This window comes from Nitrospira sp. M1, assembly GCF_965152605.1.
In genome coordinates this window covers 3,124,612-3,143,082 of record NZ_OZ224217.1, presented here as the reverse complement: position 1 = coordinate 3,143,082, position 18,471 = coordinate 3,124,612, and the positions used below count along the sequence as shown (strand labels likewise).

11 protein-coding genes are annotated in these 18,471 nt (G+C 45.5%); 1 reads left to right on the top strand and 10 read right to left on the bottom strand.

Going from position 1 to position 18,471, the window contains the following annotated elements; translation table 11 throughout:
* Positions 1 to 6: 6 nt before the first annotated feature.
* The 3 genes from ACWHX8_RS14290 to ACWHX8_RS14280 all read right to left on the bottom strand — a co-directional run bounded on the left by ACWHX8_RS14290 (position 7) and on the right by ACWHX8_RS14280 (position 3,888).
* A complete protein-coding gene (locus ACWHX8_RS14290; protein ID WP_447968803.1) occupies positions 7 to 1,188 on the bottom strand; it encodes a class I SAM-dependent methyltransferase in 1,182 nt (393 codons plus the stop codon).
* 105 nt (positions 1,189 to 1,293) lie between these two features.
* Positions 1,294 to 2,349 (bottom strand): NAD-dependent epimerase/dehydratase family protein, encoded by a 1,056-nt coding sequence (locus ACWHX8_RS14285; protein WP_447968802.1) that lies wholly within the window; start codon positions 2,347 to 2,349, stop codon positions 1,294 to 1,296.
* A 276-nt stretch (positions 2,350 to 2,625) separates the two neighbouring features.
* A complete protein-coding gene (locus ACWHX8_RS14280) occupies positions 2,626 to 3,888 on the bottom strand; it encodes an outer membrane beta-barrel protein (protein ID WP_447971918.1) in 1,263 nt (420 codons plus the stop codon).
* A gap of 1,350 nt (positions 3,889 to 5,238) precedes the next feature.
* Between ACWHX8_RS14280 and ACWHX8_RS14275 the strand changes: the two genes are divergently transcribed.
* Positions 5,239 to 7,878, top strand: coding sequence for a PKD domain-containing protein (locus tag ACWHX8_RS14275; protein WP_447968801.1), 2,640 nt, complete (start codon positions 5,239 to 5,241; stop codon positions 7,876 to 7,878).
* 319 nt (positions 7,879 to 8,197) lie between these two features.
* Here the strand turns inward: ACWHX8_RS14275 and ACWHX8_RS14270 are convergent, their stop codons facing one another.
* The 7 genes from ACWHX8_RS14270 to ACWHX8_RS14240 all read right to left on the bottom strand — a co-directional run bounded on the left by ACWHX8_RS14270 (position 8,198) and on the right by ACWHX8_RS14240 (position 18,088).
* On the bottom strand, positions 8,198 to 8,956 hold the full coding sequence (locus ACWHX8_RS14270) for a CpsD/CapB family tyrosine-protein kinase (protein WP_447968800.1): 759 nt from the start codon (positions 8,954 to 8,956) through the stop codon (positions 8,198 to 8,200).
* A complete protein-coding gene (locus ACWHX8_RS14265) occupies positions 8,953 to 10,527 on the bottom strand; it encodes an AAA family ATPase (protein WP_447968799.1) in 1,575 nt (524 codons plus the stop codon). Before ACWHX8_RS14265 ends, ACWHX8_RS14270 begins: the two co-directional genes overlap by 4 nt.
* Positions 10,528 to 10,530: 3 nt before the next feature.
* Positions 10,531 to 12,018 (bottom strand): GumC family protein, encoded by a 1,488-nt coding sequence (locus tag ACWHX8_RS14260; RefSeq protein ID WP_447968798.1) that lies wholly within the window; start codon positions 12,016 to 12,018, stop codon positions 10,531 to 10,533.
* Entirely contained in the window at positions 12,008 to 13,063 is a 1,056-nt protein-coding gene (locus tag ACWHX8_RS14255; RefSeq protein ID WP_447968797.1) for a polysaccharide biosynthesis/export family protein, read from the bottom strand. The genes ACWHX8_RS14260 and ACWHX8_RS14255 overlap by 11 nt, the downstream gene beginning before the upstream one ends.
* Positions 13,064 to 13,195: 132 nt before the next feature.
* The gene (locus ACWHX8_RS14250) at positions 13,196 to 13,810 is read right to left on the bottom strand and encodes a polysaccharide biosynthesis/export family protein (protein WP_447968796.1); all 615 of its coding nucleotides are present in this window, start codon (positions 13,808 to 13,810) and stop codon (positions 13,196 to 13,198) included.
* A 193-nt stretch (positions 13,811 to 14,003) separates the two neighbouring features.
* Positions 14,004 to 16,928 carry an SDR family NAD(P)-dependent oxidoreductase gene (locus tag ACWHX8_RS14245; protein ID WP_447968795.1) on the bottom strand — a complete coding sequence of 975 codons (2,925 nt, stop codon included), beginning with the start codon at positions 16,926 to 16,928 and terminating at the stop codon, positions 14,004 to 14,006.
* Positions 16,925 to 18,088 (bottom strand): DegT/DnrJ/EryC1/StrS family aminotransferase, encoded by a 1,164-nt coding sequence (locus ACWHX8_RS14240; protein ID WP_447968794.1) that lies wholly within the window; start codon positions 18,086 to 18,088, stop codon positions 16,925 to 16,927. The genes ACWHX8_RS14245 and ACWHX8_RS14240 overlap by 4 nt, the downstream gene beginning before the upstream one ends.
* Positions 18,089 to 18,471: the final 383 nt, after the last annotated feature.

Here is an 18,471-nt window from a genome sequence, read left to right as displayed (position 1 = left end):
TCAAGATCAAACGGCGATCAGCTCAGCCTCAACCCCCATCTGTTTTAAATCCGAGCGAATCTCGTCATAATACGCTGGATTCATGGCGACTACAAGGTCAGGCTGATAGGTTTTTAGAAAAGCTGGCGGGACAATTTCATGCCCGGTACCCGCAGAAAATTTTCCATGTTTGTGTGGGTTGATGTCCACGATGTAGTCGAGTTCGTGGGCAATGTCCAAAGTCGTCAGATAGGCCACGGCTTTTGAGCCAGAACCCCAGAGTACTATTCGCTTATCTTGCGTTGTGACAGACTGTAGAGTTTCTTTCCATTGCTTCATTTTCAGAGGGACAGTCTCTTGGAATATCTTTACGTCATGCGCCAATTGCTCCAAATCCTGGGGTTCCTGTGGGGGCGTACCTCGCGAACTAGGAGTGGGGCGAGCTTCGACCAGTAAATACTGGTCATCAAAGTCATATTGAGCGTTGAGGATCTCAAAACCACATGAGCAGAACAGATATTTTAACGAATCTAAAGTAAAATACGAACAATGTTCATAATACATATCCCAGAAGGCTTGTTCCTTGAGGATGCGAGATACGTCAGGAACCTCAAAGTAAACAATCGTCTCATGACGATCTCCAATACAGCGTCTCACCATCTTCAGAAAATCGGACGTTGACTGTATGTGCTCAAGGGTATGCCGGCATACGACAAAATCAGCTGAAAGGTGTGAGTACTTTTCTGAGTAGAAGTCAGGAAGGAAGGTGATTCGTGAATTTGCATTGCTTTGAATTCGATCAGAGATATAACCTGGGTCAATCCCAGTTCCATAGTTCATACCCATCTCACAGAGCAGAACCAAGAATTCACCTTTGCCACAGCCAATTTCCAAGATATGCTTCTCTCGAAGATTGTACTGTTCAATCAGACGTTTGGCGAGCTTGGTTGCAAAGGTTTGGAATCGGGCTGAAAATCCTTGGGTTTCTTCATAGCGCGATGAATATTCATGCATTCTTGGATCGAAGAGAATATTTTCGATAAACCCGCAACGCCGACAAAAGGCTAATTGAATATCTCCTTTGGGATACGTCAATGCTTCCTCTCGATTGTCAATCAGAAGACAGCTATGAACCGGTACATTCCGGACATCATAAAAGAGGGATAAACTGTTACCCCCACAGTTGAAGCACGGTTTGATGTTATTCATTTTGCTAATATTTCTTCGTTCAAAGCACTTTGTTCTTATACGTTCGTCTTGATACTGGTTGTAGGAATTTGTAGCCCCTCACCCGAGAATGAACACGAGAAACTGCTACCCAACGTTCACCTGACGGTCCGTCTTGTCCGACTCCCATCGGAGTGTGGTGTTCAATTTTTTCGACTCCAACAGATGTTTAATGTGATCGATTCGTTTGTAGCGGATACCTTCAAAATCTTCTAAACGAAGCCCCACTTTCTGATAGGTCTCATATAGGTGTTTTGCGGCATCCCGCGCATTCCATTGGGGGCGAAACTCAGGGAGTACACGTGTGATTTTACCGAAATCGACACGGTAGCAACGGGTATCTGGCCCGCCGTCTTTGGCATATTCAATTTGGCAATCCGGTACCGTCTCTTGAACAATGTCCGCCAGTTCTCTGATCCGGTAATTTTCTTCTGACACCCCTACATTGAACGCTTGATTGTGAACGAGTTCAATCGGGGCATGGAGGACTGCCAGGAACGCTCGAGAGATATCCTCAATATGCACGATGGGCCTCCATGGCGTTCCATCACTTTTCACATAGACGCGGCCACTGGTATAGGCCCAAGCCACAAGATTGTTTAAAACCAGATCAAATCGAAGACGGGGCGACACGCCGTATGCAGTCGCATTTCGTAAGTAGGTTGGAGCGAATGTTGAGTCTGCTAGCTTGGCGACATCCTGTTCGACGCGAACTTTGGAAATTCCATAGGGGGTGACAGGATTAAACGCCGACTCTTCATTTAACAGATCGTCTCCTCCGGCCCCGTAATTACTGCAGGAAGAGGAGAAGAGAAATCGTGGTACGCCGACTTGTTTCGCCAAGGTGGCTAATTTGACCGACGCCTGATGATTGATTGCATACGTTAAGCTTGGAGCCAAATTCCCCAGTGGATCATTCGAAAGGCCTGCGAGGTGAATGACGGCATCAAAGCCTTCCACATCAGAGGCTTCGATATCACGAATATCTTTCCGGATATCCGGAATTGATTGCATAGGTTCTCCAAAGGAGCAAGCCTCAAAGAGATCGCTATCTATCCCCACCACTTCATGCCCTTTTTCATGAAGCATGGGCACCATGACGGCACCAATGTATCCTTTGTGACCTGTCACAAGAATTCTCATGTATCCCTCCCAGTTTCGAAGGAGCGCTCCATTGTCTGAAGCTCTCTGTTTATTTTGAATTCACGTTTTCAGTCCATCACAAGAATGGAGTTCCTAGACTTTATAAAATAGTGCATAAAAAGACTATCACATATTTGCCTGGCACTTGTCCGACCACATGGGCGAATATCAATATTCAAGATCAAAGATTAAGTCGTACAGTTGGGAATAGGTACGATATGACCATACGTAGTTATTTAGATCAGCTTTTGACTTTCTTGTAAATGGCGATCTTTTTCACAAGACTCCTTGCAGCGATAGCATGAACGTATTTGCATAATAGTCAAATTGACGAATATTTGAAGATCGTTTCCTGAAAATATACTCGAAACGCAGGCCTAACCATTTGACGGTTCGATAGTCCAATCCCAGTCTTCCTGTGATCTGCTTGTCTTGCCTATCCGATGAGCCTAGGGCAGTCGCTTGATTATCGAACGTATTGTCAACGAATAGCATCCCACTTCTCAACGATATGCGGTCACCAATTTTTTGTGTAGCCCGAAGCGATACGCCAGTTTGCAAGATTGCAGAACTTCTAAACACTCCAGATTGAAGAATGCCTCGAAAAGTACTTACGTTTACGTGCAATCGTGATGTAGGGTTCCAATTCAGATCACCTCGAAGAAAAATATTTTCTCTTCCAGAATCTCCCTCACTTAAAGGTGAATTCGCTGGCTGTATACGAGGAGCACGGTCAAAGTTCAGGACTTGGTATCCAACACGGAATTCCCCAGAGATTCGGCTGGTGGGGGCCAGTTCCACCCCTGTGCTGATTGTGTACGAAAAGCTGTCGAGCTGGTTGTTTGTATTAAAGTCATAATCATTGACTTCGACGCTTAACAATGCAGCTGTTTTTTGAAACACTGGAAAAATAAGCGTCGCATCAGCTCCCGTATGTTGCAGGTTTCTAATGGGGGCCTGACCATTATTTTCAAAATTCCAGTTGGTAGAAAAGAACTTCATTCTAAACCCCATTTGGGGGCCTATGTGTTGTATTTGTCCAACAAGAGAATTGGTATTCCATGTCGTTAATTCTCGCTGTTGAAGGTCAAACTCAGATCCCCTCTGGTCAAACCCTTCAATGTGACCGCCTTTCAAGTCTACTTCTAGTCCAATTGGAAAATCTAAATTCAATTGTCCCATCACTTCTTGGCTTAATACGTTATTTTCTGAAAAACGGTAGTAATAGTGCTGAGTTGCTCGATAGTCAGCCACGAATTGATACCGTGTACCCAAAGGCAAAATTACTTGAAGTCCAGGGGAAATAGTATGAATAACATCGTCACGTCTTCTTGTGTCCGTTCTGAAGATATTGTCCGAGTAAATTGTTGCGACTCCTAAAGAGGGATGTAGACGCAATGGCCCTGCATTCAACCCCGTTCCCGGAAAAATGGACAAAAAAGAAACTTGTCGAAACGGGGTCGCCCCTCCACTGAACGTGTAAGAAGCCGGTGAAACTTGAGCCCATCCTATCTCCGTTATTCCACCCCCCAAACACATACAAAGGCTATAAAAACATAGCCCATACCACATGAATGCTAGTCGTCTCGTAACTCGATTAACGGAGAGGGGCCTTACTTGAGATTTACATCCCATCTTCACAGGCTTGCGGTACATTATTGTAAGTGTAAATTACTAGTAGTTTTTGGCTGTACAATGAGACAACTATTTATTCCTGAACTATAGACGCACATCGATCTTTTTCACAATACGCTCGTGATTGTATCTTTCACTCAGAAGTTTGAGCTGTCTCTATTTGGGGACTTATCGTCTGTATGATCGATCGTGCACGTCAGAGGGTAACCCCTAGCGTGGAATATCTTTTTGCCAGGAGTAATTAGAAGATATTTTTTAAATTGGTAAATATGGCGTTGACTGTACCACTCCCCCCGAAAGCCTTGCAATATTTGAGTTGGCTATAGGGCCTGATGAGTCAGTTTGTATCATTCCAACCAACTTCGCCTGTGATTAAATTATGCAATTCGGTTTACCTCACATTGTGAATGTATGCCCCTGAACGTATCAATTTCGGTCAGAATTTAGACGTACTGCCCCTCGAATACCTGATCATGGATATACTTTAGCCCCAGCATTGAGGCAGTGCTTGAAGCAGCCTGCCGTGCTCCTCGACTCTTCACCTCCGTACTCTTCTTGGGCGCTCTCTGCCCAATCTATAAGCTTTGGATACACTGGTTGTAAGTTATGAGGTCGATGATTTTTCTCTTCCAGTTGCCGCAGTCGCTTTAACCCTCTGTGGCTCAATTGTCTCTTTTTTATTGGTACTAGGGGTGTCTATTGATTTATGGCTTTCAAGTAGTTCTTCGATGGGTACGTCTTTCTGGTTTTGTTTGCGAGTTCACACATTTTAAATCCCAGTAAATCTAGAGGCTTTCTTGAGGTCAATTTTCTCTCTTTGCTGGGAGAGCGTCGTTGTCAATAGCTTTGAGTATGAGAATCTCTCGTATTTCGCAAATGGATGTTTTGTTCTTTGGAAGTAAACGCTGAATGTCTGGAAAAAGTAACGATGAAATATCGTCAGGAAACCTTAGGCAATGAACGATAGGGATTTCCACCAATCCTCGCGACCGTTCGAATCTGCGAGACCGAAGTGCAAGTAAAGTATTGTGTATTTCTTCCGATCAAACACCCACAGCCAAAATATATCCCATCTGTACCAGCAACCCATTTCTAAGAATGGGATGTAGGGCTACAAACCTAGATCTCATGCACAGTTGAGATAGAGATGCCCGGTTTCTACTGAGCACATTGCACGACAATGTGAGAACGTACGGTACGGTGGGTTTCTGGGCTCTTAGAGCCATTGCATTGATGCACTGAAGGAGGCCTCTCGTGAATTGCCGTATCTCTTTTCTTTCAACTTTCTTGAAATTGGGGAGCGTTTTGCAGGCTTTCTTCGGAATTCTTGCGTTTCTGTTCCTTATGAATGCGTTTCTTCTCTGTTCTGCCGAAGCTGCCGACGTAACTCTAGCCTGGGATCCTCCAAATTCTGAATATGGGGGATTTATATTGGAATATGGAACTGCGAGTGGCCAGTATACGCAATTTCAAAATGTGGGTACCGAAACTATGTGGACGGTGCGCAATTTGGAAGCTGGCCAGAGGTATTATTTTGCCGCAAAGACGTACGATGCCACCAACACGACAAATAGCCAGTATTCAAATGAAATTTCCGTTCTGATTCCTTTGCCTCCCTTGGTAGCAGATTTTTTTGCAACTCCTACCACGGGAACTGCTCCTCTCACTATTTCGTTCACAGACAGTTCTGTGGGAACTCCGACGAGTTGGATATGGAATTTCGGGGATGGTGAGACAAGCAGAGAACGGCATCCAACTCATATCTATAAAACGACAGGCACGTACTCAGTCAGCTTGACGGTGGGTAATGCTGGAAGGCAAAACGTTAAAACGTTTTCTAATTTTATCTCCGTTGGAAATAAACAACGACACCCACCAAGTGCAAGCTTTACGATGACCCCAAGTTTGGGGAGAGCGCCCCTCCTGGTGACCGTGGATGCCGCTGGCTCGCGTGACCCCGACGGGGCGATTGTGGGCTATGCCTGGGATTTTGGTGATGGCCGGACTGGCACGGGGAGCAGCCTTACACATATCTATGAAACTCCAGGCACCTATGCCATTACCTTAATCGTGACGGATATTGATGGGCTGACAGCGACTGCGACGCAGTCAGTCACCGTTAACAATGCACCTGGCATACGTTCAGATGATTTTCACGGGGACACTCTTGATACATCGGTATGGACATTTATCAATTCGTTAGGGGATGTTGCGCTCACGATGACGGGCAAGGAGGTCGCGTTTGCGATCCCGGGGCCTACCTCCCATGCGATGGGTGTCGATTCTCCCACGGGCAATCATGCCGCGCGGATCATGCAGCCTGCCCCGGATACGGACTTTGAAGTAGAAGTCAAATTTGTCTCGCCTGTGACCGCCAGATATCACACGCAAGGCATTGTGGTGGAAGAGGATAGCGGGACATACTTACGGCTGGAGTTTTTTAGTGATGGGGCGCGAACCCACATCTATGCCTCGAGTATTAAGGGGCCGAAGGAAACGACCAAGATTCATCAACGCATAAGCGCCAGGTCCCCGGCTCCCTTGTATATGCGGGTAAAGCGCACGGGCCAGGAGTGGACGCAATCGTACTCTACTGATGGTTCGGCGTGGACGGTGGCCGGGAGATTTAAGCAGGCTGTAAGGGTCAGTGCCATAGGACCATATGCGGGGAACATTGGCCTCTCTGGGAAACCGGCTCCATCACATACTGGGGTCATCGACTATTTCGTCAATACCGATTCGCCCATTGCCTCCGATGAGAAAGACACGTATCGGTTAAGTTTGTCCAGTGTGGGAAATGGAACGATTCACAAGGTTCCTGATCAAGAGACGTACCTTGAGGGAGCGACAGTTAAACTTACGGCTGTCCCTGCTCCGGATTGGACATTTGGCATGTGGGGTGGGGCTGCTACCAGCAGTCAATCGCCCATTACCGTCACTATGACAGCAGATCAGTCTATCTCGGCGACGTTTACGCGCATACTATACCCTCCAAGTGCAAGTTTTACGGCGACCCCAAGTGTGGGGAGAGCGCCCCTCCTGGTGACCGTGGATGCCGCTGGCTCGCGTGACCCCGACGGGGCGATTGTGGGCTATGCCTGGGATTTTGGTGATGGCCGGACTGGCACGGGGAGCAGCCTTACACATATCTATGAAACTCCAGGCACCTATGCCATTACCTTAATCGTGACGGATATTGATGGGCTGACAGCGACTGCGACGCAGTCAGTCACCGTTAACAATGCACCTGGCATACGTTCAGATGATTTTCACGGGGACACTCTTGATACATCGGTATGGACATTTATCAATTCGTTAGGGGATGTTGCGCTCACGATGACGGGCAAGGAGGTCGCGTTTGCGATCCCGGGGCCTACCTCCCATGCGATGGGTGTCGATTCTCCCACGGGCAATCATGCCGCGCGGATCATGCAGCCTGCCCCGGATACGGACTTTGAAGTAGAAGTCAAATTTGTCTCGCCTGTGACCGCCAGATATCACACGCAAGGCATTGTGGTGGAAGAGGATAGCGGGACATACTTACGGCTGGAGTTTTTTAGTGATGGGGCGCGAACCCACATCTATGCCTCGAGTATTAAGGGGCCGAAGGAAACGACCAAGATTCATCAACGCATAAGCGCCAGGTCCCCGGCTCCCTTGTATATGCGGGTAAAGCGCACGGGCCAGGAGTGGACGCAATCGTACTCTACTGATGGTTCGGCGTGGACGGTGGCCGGGAGATTTAAGCAGGCTGTAAGGGTCAGTGCCATAGGACCATATGCGGGGAACATTGGCCTCTCTGGGAAACCGGCTCCATCACATACTGGGGTCATCGACTATTTCGTCAATACCGATTCGCCTATTGCCTCCGATGATGGAGAAAGTAAACGTTAACTGTCACCCGTATAGGCAAGTCACCATTCTGGAAATCCTTAAACACAATTGAAAGCTATATTAGGGAGAAAGACGACTTGAGCATGCAAGAAAACATATTCTGAGGAAATAGCGGAATACTCTACTCTCCTGACCTGAAAATCTATAGGTGATGCGACTGCGTCTTTATGTGCTGGTGATCAATTGTAAAATTTCGATGTTCAGTCTACAACGTTTTTTTCAATAGCATCAAGTGTCGGTTATTTGTAGAAGGTAGGGGGGCGTTGTGTTGGTTAGTCTTGCGGAAGTGTCTCTCAAATTTGTACGTAGTTAGAATGCATTACAAAAGCTTGTAAATACGTTCCGGGATGTGAAATTTAAGCTTTGTAAGGACGAGCCCCAGTATATTTCCTCCACGCATCAGAATCTGCTCTTTCACGCTCCGTGCAACTGTGGAACGGGTTTTTTCTGCCTGTAGCACAAAAATAATTCCATCGACAGTTCCGCAAAGCGCCAGACTATCCGGAGTGACACGTGCGGGAGATGAATCGATGACGATTAGGGCAAACTGGTTGCGAAACCCATCCCACATACTTTTCCCGTTAGACTCTGTTTGTCCGGTTAGTGCAGATTGGACTTTTGGAGATAACGTTCCAATATAAAGGTTTGAATCCTCAATTTGCGAGATGACTCCATCAAGAGACTTCCCATTTTCATAATGGTTTTCTAAGGGAGGTTTTGGATCAACGCCAAATGCTTGATACTGACATGGTTGAATGAGGTCAGCTTCAACGAGCAAAATTGGTTTCGTGCTATGTTGAGCTAACACCATTGCAAACTCTCGGGCTAGGGTAGACGTTCCTTCTCCTTTTTGTGTGCCGATAAATTGAATGACATTTTTCTTAGGGTCTGCAAGCCGTGTGGCGATATGCTGGGCGAGGCCGAGAAGCTCGGGGTCCTTGTAATACCGTGCAATAGAAAATGGGCTGTCTATTTTTAAGAGGGGAGGCGAGGAGATTGTTGACGCTTCCGTAGATCCGTTTTCATCTACATGACGTTCGCCGTAAGCGATTTGGAGTGCATCGTAGATTTTGCTCATGGTGATACCGCACCTTGTTGATATTCAGGCAATACAAGGTATTGACCAGGGAGAATCATGTTGGGATTCATAATGTGAGGGTTGTGCTGTTTAACCCACTCAATATACTCCCTTTTTGTAGAGCCATAGGTTTCATGAGTTATTTGGCTCAGACTTTCACCGAGTTCAACGACTCTCGACCTCGTTGCCGCATGGACTGCAGATAGCTTTTCATCCAACTGCTTGGATGAAGAGGAAGTCTTCATGAGGTGAAGTGGTTGCTCATCCCCTTCATTCAGAGGTGAATTGAGTGTTGATTGAGCATTCATGTTTGTCCGCATATCATGTGAGTGTTCGACAGGATCGACAACGTGAATGGCCGGCAAATGAGCAGGTGATGAGGTGGCGGCATTTTGCCGGCTGACTATGGACGGTCGCATGGATCTATTCGTAAGCACATTCTTTACAGATTGCATATTCCCCGCGGTCTCAGTTTCAGGATTTGTCTCCGTCCCCTGCACATCTTCTAAAACAACCTGAGACCTTGATGCTTCCATAGGGTCGCCATCAGGCCTGGGAGCAGCTGATGAGGGCTCAGCTTGTTGAGTATGCATGACCGTAGGGTCTTTGGACGTATTGAGGCTTCCTTGTTTTTCTTGACTCACATTGTGTTCCATCCCGGTATTTTCATGGAAACTGCGTGATTCCCAAAAGGCTATCATGCCAATACCTACTATCAAGACAAATCCTGTTGCCAGAGCCCATTTCCACAGGACCGGAGGATGGGAGCCGTCAAGGTCAGAAAGAACTTCTTTCACGACGCTCACAGGTACGGGGGTAAGTTGTCTTCCAAAGCCGGTAATTAGTGCGTTATCACAAAGGACATTCAATCGCCGAGGGATCCCTCTTCCTTTTCGTGCAATCAGCTGTAGGGCTTTATTCGAAAAGACTGGGTTTCTAGGTGTGGAAGCGACAGCAATCCGGTGAAGAATGAATGCTTTACTCTCTTTTTCGGTTAATGGGGAGATTTTGGCTCGAAGGGCTATGCGTTGCTGAAATTGTCTCAACGCAGGTTGTTGAAGCAAGGTTTCTAGCTCAGGCTGTCCGACCAACACTATCTGAATTAACTTTTCCGTTGCCGTCTCGAGATTGGATAACATCCGGAGGTTTTCTAACGTCTCGATAGGCATGTTTTGAGCTTCATCAATGATCAGGATAACTGTACCTCCGGCTTTGTATTCTTCTATCAATGCTTCATGAAGTTGGTTGATCATTCCTGATTCATCATTATGAGTCGCAACGAGGTCGAGTGACGTAAAAATGGTGGTCAGTAGACCGTGATATGATAGGACAGGATTAAAAATATACACGGTCTTCTGTTTTGGGTCGCTATGCTCTTCGAGAAACGCACGAATTATTGTGGTTTTTCCGACGCCAACTTCCCCGGTAATTTCGACAAATCCTTTTCGTTTTTTGATTCCATACACAATTGCGCCAAGTGCTTCCTTATGGCTAGAACTCATGTAAAGAAAACTCGGATCAGGTGTGATCTGAAATGCTTCCTTGCGGAGACCATAAAAGGCGAGGTACATAGATTAACTCACATTTCTTTGGTAGAAGGAGGCAAGAACCGGAAGTCCTAAATCTTCTACCGCTTGGTCTGGCCTTGTGTATGTGCCGGCTAAAAATTCGGAGATGAATGCTACACCAAGACTGAAAAAAGAGCTTAAAATAACACCGAGTAATAGTTTGAGTGCGGCCGGACGACCAATCGGTTGCAAGGGTGGTTCTGCAATTTGGATGACCCTGATGTTTGACATTTGCAGACGGTCCATCTCTTCTGATACTTTTGCCTCTTCAACTTTACCAAGATACAGTTGCACGTTTTGCTCATCCGCGTTTTTTTGTCGTTCGAGGACAGCTAAATCCTCACTCAATTGGTCAAAGCTCAGGATTTTGTTGTCTAGCTCCTTGATGTGGTCAGCAATGACTTTCATGCTAGCCTGTTTGGTTTTTAATGCAGACGAAGTTTCTAGTTTGGTGATTTCAAGGTTTTGGAAAGTAGGATTGTTCCCACTGATGATTGTGTCCGACCTTTTCTCTTTCGGGTGTTCACGTATAAACCCTTCCAGCAGTTGAATCTCTTTTCGAAGGTTTTGAACCGGAAGGCTATCTTCCGTGTATTTGCCAAGTAAGTTCTGTTCTTGACGTTGCAAGTCAAACAAATCCTCTTGAGCTTTTTTAAGAACACTGTCCCCTTGGGTTGAGGAAAGCGGAATGGTTTGCGGTATTGTTTGCAGCTGGGATTCAAGCGAGATACCTTTACTCCGTAACCCATGTATCTGATGCTTGATTTTTTTATATTCCATGTCTAGGTCAGCTTTTTGATTTAGGAGGCGTTGTTGATGCTCCTTTAAAGAGGATGTAAGGTTGTTTTTACGCTTGAACGCCTGTAGTTTCGCTTCGGATTTTTTTAGCTTTTCCTCATAATTACGCAATTGATTGTTTAAAAATGAGGCCTTGGGGTCGCTAAACACTTCAAGGTGTTTCCCCTTTAATAGATCAATAAGAATGTTCAGAGCCATTGCCGCCATTTGAGGGTCTTTATGCAGGAATGTCAGGCTAATTACATTTGAATAATTCACGGGTTCAGTCGTCAGTTTGCCTAAAAACTTCAATGTGGCAGGATAAATGGCATCTTGCCCTTTCTCTTGTGATGCGCTAGCTAATTCTGGATAGATTTTATGAATTCCTATGGTTTGGATGACTTGTCTTGCCAAATCTTTACTAGAAATAATATTAAGTTCTGTTTGTATGGCAGCTTCTTTGTCAAAATCTACATATTCTTGCACGCTTCCCACCTCTGGCCGCACAACGTGTTCTCTGCCAGACTTCAGCACGATTGTGGACTCGGCTTCAAAATAGGGCACAGATAGATACACCCATCCTAGTATAGGTAGAAAAACCACAGAAAATGCAACAAGGATTTTAACCTTGTGCTTAAAAAGGGTGGTTAAAATATCTCGCAGACTCCCCAAAGGATAGGGCAGGCGCTCGGCTTCAGTGATCGCTTCATCTTCCATCGTATATCTCAGGGTTGGCTTTCTCTCTGCTTGACCGTATCGTATCTCCTGGTACATTCGAGGATCGAAGTAAGACGGCAACCTCAGGGTTTTTGAGTTGTTTGGAATAATTCTTCATTAAAATTTCTCGCAGTTCTTTTACCGTGTGCCCAACGACTGGAAATTCACCTACTAACTGCAATGCGATTCGTCCATCGGGTCGGACTAACACGGACTCATTAAGTTCTGGATTGAAGAAAAATTTAATATCCAGTTGATCACCGACCTGAATTTGGTAATCTTGTGGAGGAGTTGTCCCGACTTTTGTGAGGTAATTCAGATAATTCCTTTCGTCGGCTTTAACTTGCCGACTCAATTCTTCAAACTCGACTTCCAGGCTTCGTAGACGTTCAAGCTTGTTATTCACTTCCAAAATTTGCTGCGAAATCACCTGGCCTTGAGCCTCAGCAGAAACCAGATCAGTTTGAGTATGAAACATCTGCATTTCCATTTCCTGATAGAGCGGGTTTTTGCCGGTCGTGACACTTCCGGCTAAATTGGCTTCCTGATCCTTAATAAATTGAGAGACGATTTCCATTTCTTTTCGAAGCGATTGGACATGAGGGTTTTGCTCAGTATACTTATTGAGTAATTCCTGTTCTTGCAATCGAAGCTTGAGTAAATTATTTTTTGCCCCGCTAATAATGCCTTGCTCGGATTCCAAGACACTTGTCAGAGGAATTTCCGGAGGCACATGGCTAATCTGATTCTTAATCCACGCTAGTTTTTCCCGGAGACCTTGCGCGTGGTTTTGCTGGACTTTTAAGGAATTGTCTAATGTATTACGTTGTTGAAGAAGAAGATTGATTTGTGAGCCAAGTGAAATGATGCCATGGTTTTTCTTGAAATCTTGTAGGTGGCGCTCGGACTCTTCGAGTCGTTTTTGATAGGCCTGGAGTTGTTGTTGCATGATGGTGTACGTCTGATCCACAGTTGTTTCCATAACTTCCTGGCTTGTGGGAATTCCGGGGTCAGATGGAGCAGCCTGAGCAACCGCTTGAAACATGTCACAATCTATACTTGTTAGAACCATGCAAAGTGTTAATGTGAGTCTCGCCAAATGATGGCGCCACGCTTCGCCTCTAGTGACAGTTTGGTAAAATGGGCATCCCATTATCTATAGTCATCCAACGTATGCTTACCAAAACGATCGTGGCACATACACCGTATCATGAGGCAATAACTGAATGTCTTGAGAGAGGTCTCTGCCGCTAAGAGCCGCTTCCAAGTTAACCCGAATCGCAAAGGGGTCATTGTTCTGATCTCGGCGAATGACAACCACTTCACGTTTGTTTGCCATGTCTTCCTTCATTCCCCTGGCAAGGGTAATGGCCTGTAGCACAGTCAAGGGGCCAATCATTTCAAATTCTCCCGGCGCACCAACTTGGCCATCGACATAAATTCTCTTCGCCTCTTTGATTGATCGAACGATAACGGCAATTTCAGGATTTTTGAGTTGTCCCGCATACTGTTCTGCTAAAAGCCTTGTCAGATCAGACGGGGTAAGACCTGCCGCTTTGATTTCATGCACCAATTGAAGTGAGATGTAGCCGTCAGGACGAACAATTAATTCTTCTTCATTCAATTCGGGGTTAAAAAAGAATTTCACACTTAGTTGATCGCCAGGCTTGATGACATATTTCTCATTGTCAGAATTTCTCTGATGTGTTGGTTCCTGCGGAAAACCGCTAGGACTTAATTCAGAAACCTCTACGGTCCGTAATCCACTTCCAATGGAGTGACACGCACTCATGAGAAGACAGAACGCCATGACTTTTAAAAACAGTAAGTTCTTCATAAATGTAAGATGTTACAAGTGTTTCTATTCAAGGTTTTTAAAGCTTTGCATGCACTCATCATTCATAGTAAAGATCGTAAATGGCAGAATGCAAGAAAAAGGCAATATGAGGGAGTCATTAAAATGAGACAGGACTTCTCTGCTTAGCTTATTCCTTATGAATGAAAATTTCGTGAATAGTTTGAGTTAGTCTTGCCAAATCATCAGGTTTATCAAGTGCAGCATATGCTCCAGCTTTTAACGCTCTTTCTTTGTCTACATGGCTTAAATTACCACTAAATATGATTAATGGAATACGGTTAGCGGGCTCTGATTGTTGAAGTTGCTCGATGAAGTCCAATCCCGTCAGCTTAGGCATTCGGTTGTCCGTAACGATCAGATCCACTCCATCCTGTCTGAGCAATTCCAATGCCTTGACTCCATGTTCCGCTTCAATACATGTGTATCCTGAATTTTCGAGTAAAGCCCGCGTGGCGCTTCGTGCAGATTCATCATCATCTACAACCAGGACCGTTTTGGTATGGCCATTCTTTTGTGCACTGTCTGTTGCCCAAGTGTCAATTGCCTGGTCTTTCCCTGGTAGCTCAATATGATGGAAGGTGGGCACAAGTTTCTGTAATTGCGCTAATGTATGTAATGGAGAATTCAAATGGATTCTATCGAGAAAGTCGTCGAGTATCTGATTGAGTTGCGTGAAATCTTGAGCAGCGTGAGATTTTATTTGGAAAATCTTGTCTATTGGTGAGTGCTCAGAGTTTTCGCCATCGGCGACTAACTCTTCTTCCAGTTTTTCTCCTGGGCGAAGGCCGACAAACTGAATGGGAATTTCCTTTTCAGGTATATAGCCGGAGAGGCGAATGAGATGACGGGCCAAATCCAAAAGTTTAATCTGTTGTCCCATATCTAACACATAGAGTGCACTCTGCTCTTTGAGTGTGGCAGCCTGCAATACCAATTCAACGGCTTCAGGTATGGTCATGAAGTACCGGCGAACATCTGGATGTGTTACGGTTACCGGACCTCCTCCACGAATTTGTTTTTGAAAGCGGGGCACAACGCTTCCATTGCTGCCGAGCACATTCCCAAATCTGACAATTAAGAAGCATGTTTGGCTCGTTTGAGCTAAACTCCTAACGACTAATTCGGCTCCTCGTTTCGTTGCCCCCATCACACTGCTAGGATTCACGGCCTTGTCCGTCGAGATTAAGACAAAGCGGTCCACGCCAGCGTGTTCGGCAGCCTTGGCTACGTGGTGAGTCCCAATAATGTTATTTTTGAACGCTTCACAGGGATTGAGTTCCATTAAAGGAACATGCTTGTGAGCTGCGGCATGAAAAATAATTTCAGGCCTATAGTGCTCTAATGTCTGTTTGAGACGTAGAGGGTCGGTAATATCACCCAAAACCTCATGAGTCCTGGCCGAATATCCGTTGTCGGCCAGCTCGCTTGCAATTTGGTAGAGACTATTCTCATGGCGTTCATACAGGACAAGCGATTGAGGATCAAATGCTATAATCTGGCGGCAAAGTTCAGACCCAATAGATCCCCCAGCCCCAGTAACCATTATTCGTTTCCCCTGAATAAGGGGTGGAAGTATTTGTCGCGGAGTTCCTACTGGAGGCCGTTGAAGAAGGTCTTCAATTTTTAAGTCTCGAATCTGTCCAATCGTAACTTTCCCATCAAGAATATCTTCTAATTTGGGGAGCGTCTTGATGGGAATTTTAAATGCTTCTAGTGTGCGTAGGATATTTCGAATGCTACTTGCGTGTGACTGTGATATGGCGATAAGAATTTCTGCAGGATTTTCCAACGCAAGAATTTTGGGAAGGTCTTTTGAGGTAGCAAGAACTTTAATTCCATGAATTCGCTGCCCTACCTTCAATGGGTCATCGTCAACGAACCCAATTGGAGAATAGGCGCACGATGGATGTTCTTGCATTTCTCGAACGATTTTCTCTCCCGTTTTTCCTGCTCCGATAATTAACACACGTTTGGAACGTTTCGAGGTTTTATTCTTTCGAAAGAGGCGAACCACGAGCCGGATGCCAACGAGAAAACTGATCAATAACATGCTATCGATCACAAAAACCGATCGTGGATACTCTGTGAATCCAAACCCGAAATGCACAATGAGGAAAAAACACAGTGTTCCAGAAAGGACCCCCCAGATAATATTTTTCACATCCCAGATGCCGATATATCGCCAAAGGCCCTCGTTCAGTCGAAAGAGTGAAAACGAAAGGGTTCTGACGAGCAGAAGGACCGGTAACATTTGGAAGAAGACTTGATAGCTCTTTGATGGAATATAGCCATCGAATCTCAATAAAAAGGCTAAATAGTTGGCTACGACGATAAGTCCGACATCCAACCCAACAATGAGTTGACGCCGGTACGTCAAAATATATTTGCGCAGAGAGGAGTTTGGGAGGAGTAGGATCTCGTCCTGGCCTTTTTGCGGACTGGCAATTAATAGATCGTCATGAATTCCAAATATTTTGAACGAAGCCTGTACAAGAATAACGAGGTCTAGCAAGAACGAGGAATACGCGACATATACTTTTGCCAATCGGATTTTATCCGGCAGAATTGTCTTGACGTATTCTTCTTCAGGGTTTGCCACATGCCCGAGCATCATCTGTTCGTCAATATATTTAAGTGACGCAAGGTCCACTAACCCGGGCCTGGTTTCTAGCACTTCTTCGTAATCATTTCGAAACATGTCAACATATTGTGGAACTTCAGGTCTTGGACCGACTAAACTCATCTCTCCTTTTATGACATTGATGAGTTGAGGAAGTTCATCAAGCTTGACGCGGCGCAATATATTGCCAATCCGTGTAACCCGTGAATCATGTCCTATCGTGAGGAGGCCTCCTGTCGGGACTGGCCTATCTATCATGGTTCGAAATTTCAGAATAGAGAACTTCCGAAATCCTTGCCCCATACGAGTTTGGGCGAAAAAGACAGGTCCCTTTGATTCTATTTTGATAAGGAGTGCGAGAAGAACAAATACGGGGGCCAATAGAGTCAGCCCCACGCATGCCACAAGAAGGTCAAATGAACGTTTGATCATCGCCGGTAATCTTCGATAAGCGTGGAAACAACGCGAATGACATTCTGGATATCGTCCTCACTCATTTTGGAATAGATCGGGAGAGACACAATACGGTCAAAGACTGCGGTAGCCAGAGGGAAATCTTCTGGCGAATAGGTGAATGTATTGCGGTAGTATGGATGAAGGTGCAAGGGAATAAAATGCACACTGGCTCCGATGCCATGTTTTTTCAGTTGATCGATAAACTCGTTCCGCCCAATTCGCAATTGTTCAACATGCAGTTGAATCACATACAAGTGCCAAGCATGGTCGATATTGTCCGTAACATGAGGCGTACGGATCTCAGGTAGCTGACGAAACGCTTCATTATAGCGCATGGCAATATGCTGCCGGGATGCCTTAAAGTCATCACATTTCTGTAATTGCGGGATTCCCAGCGACGCCGCAATATCAGTCAAATTATATTTAAATCCCGGATGACAAATTTCGTAATACCATGACCCTCCAGGGGTATACCGTTGCCATGCATCCTGCGAAATACCATGAAGGCTCAACATGCGCATACGGTGAGCCCATTCAGGGTTCTCGGTCGTCGCCATGCCGCCTTCCCCGGTGGTCATCGTTTTCGTGGCATAAAAAGAAAAGCAGGTAATGTCTCCAAGTGTTCCTATCATTTTTCCCTGATACGAAGCGGGGAGTGCATGGGCGGCATCTTCAATTACATGGAGATGGTGGACTCGTGCTATCTCCAGAATTTGGTCCATTGCACAAGGATGCCCGGCAAAATGCACGGGGATAATGGCCTTGGTCTTTGTCGTTATGGCCTTCTCAATTTGACCAACATCAAGGTTGAGGTTGTCTTCTCGACAATCCACCAATACTGGAATGGCGTTGAAGTAGTGTACCACCTCTGCCGTTGCCGCAAACGTCATGGTTGGAACGAGGACCTCGTCTCCTTCTGAGAGGCCTATTGCCTCTAGTGCAAGATGCAAAGCCGCTGTACAAGAATTCACCGCTACAGCATTTCTGGCACCTAGGCGTTGTGCGAATTCTGCTTCAAACTGTTTAACTTTTGATCCTGTAGTTAGCCAACCAGATCGGAGGGTCTCGACAACTGCAGCGATTTCTTCCTCACCAATATCAGGGACGTGAAATGGCAAATGTTTGTCCAACGGCACGTATCTCACCTAAGTCTTAAGGGAATCCTGTAATCTGGATTTCACTAACAGTAAGCAACAATAAGACCATAACTTGCAAGCATATTTTAAGGAAATTTACCTGGAAAAATATATTTACCTATTCTTTACATACAATAGTTGAAGATAGAGCCAGAGTTTACGTGAACTTTATTAATAACATCCGAGTAGCTTATGAATCTAAAGAGATATAACGCGTATCCAAAAGGATATAAATGTGTACTTAAAGTCTAGATAGCTTTAATTGTTCCTGGACAGTTACTCCTTGGTTTCTGGTTTTGAATGCCAGTAAAACCCCTCGAAATTCACGCCCCCACTATATGAACTTGTATGAAATATCGACACTTTAATACATTTCAAATAAA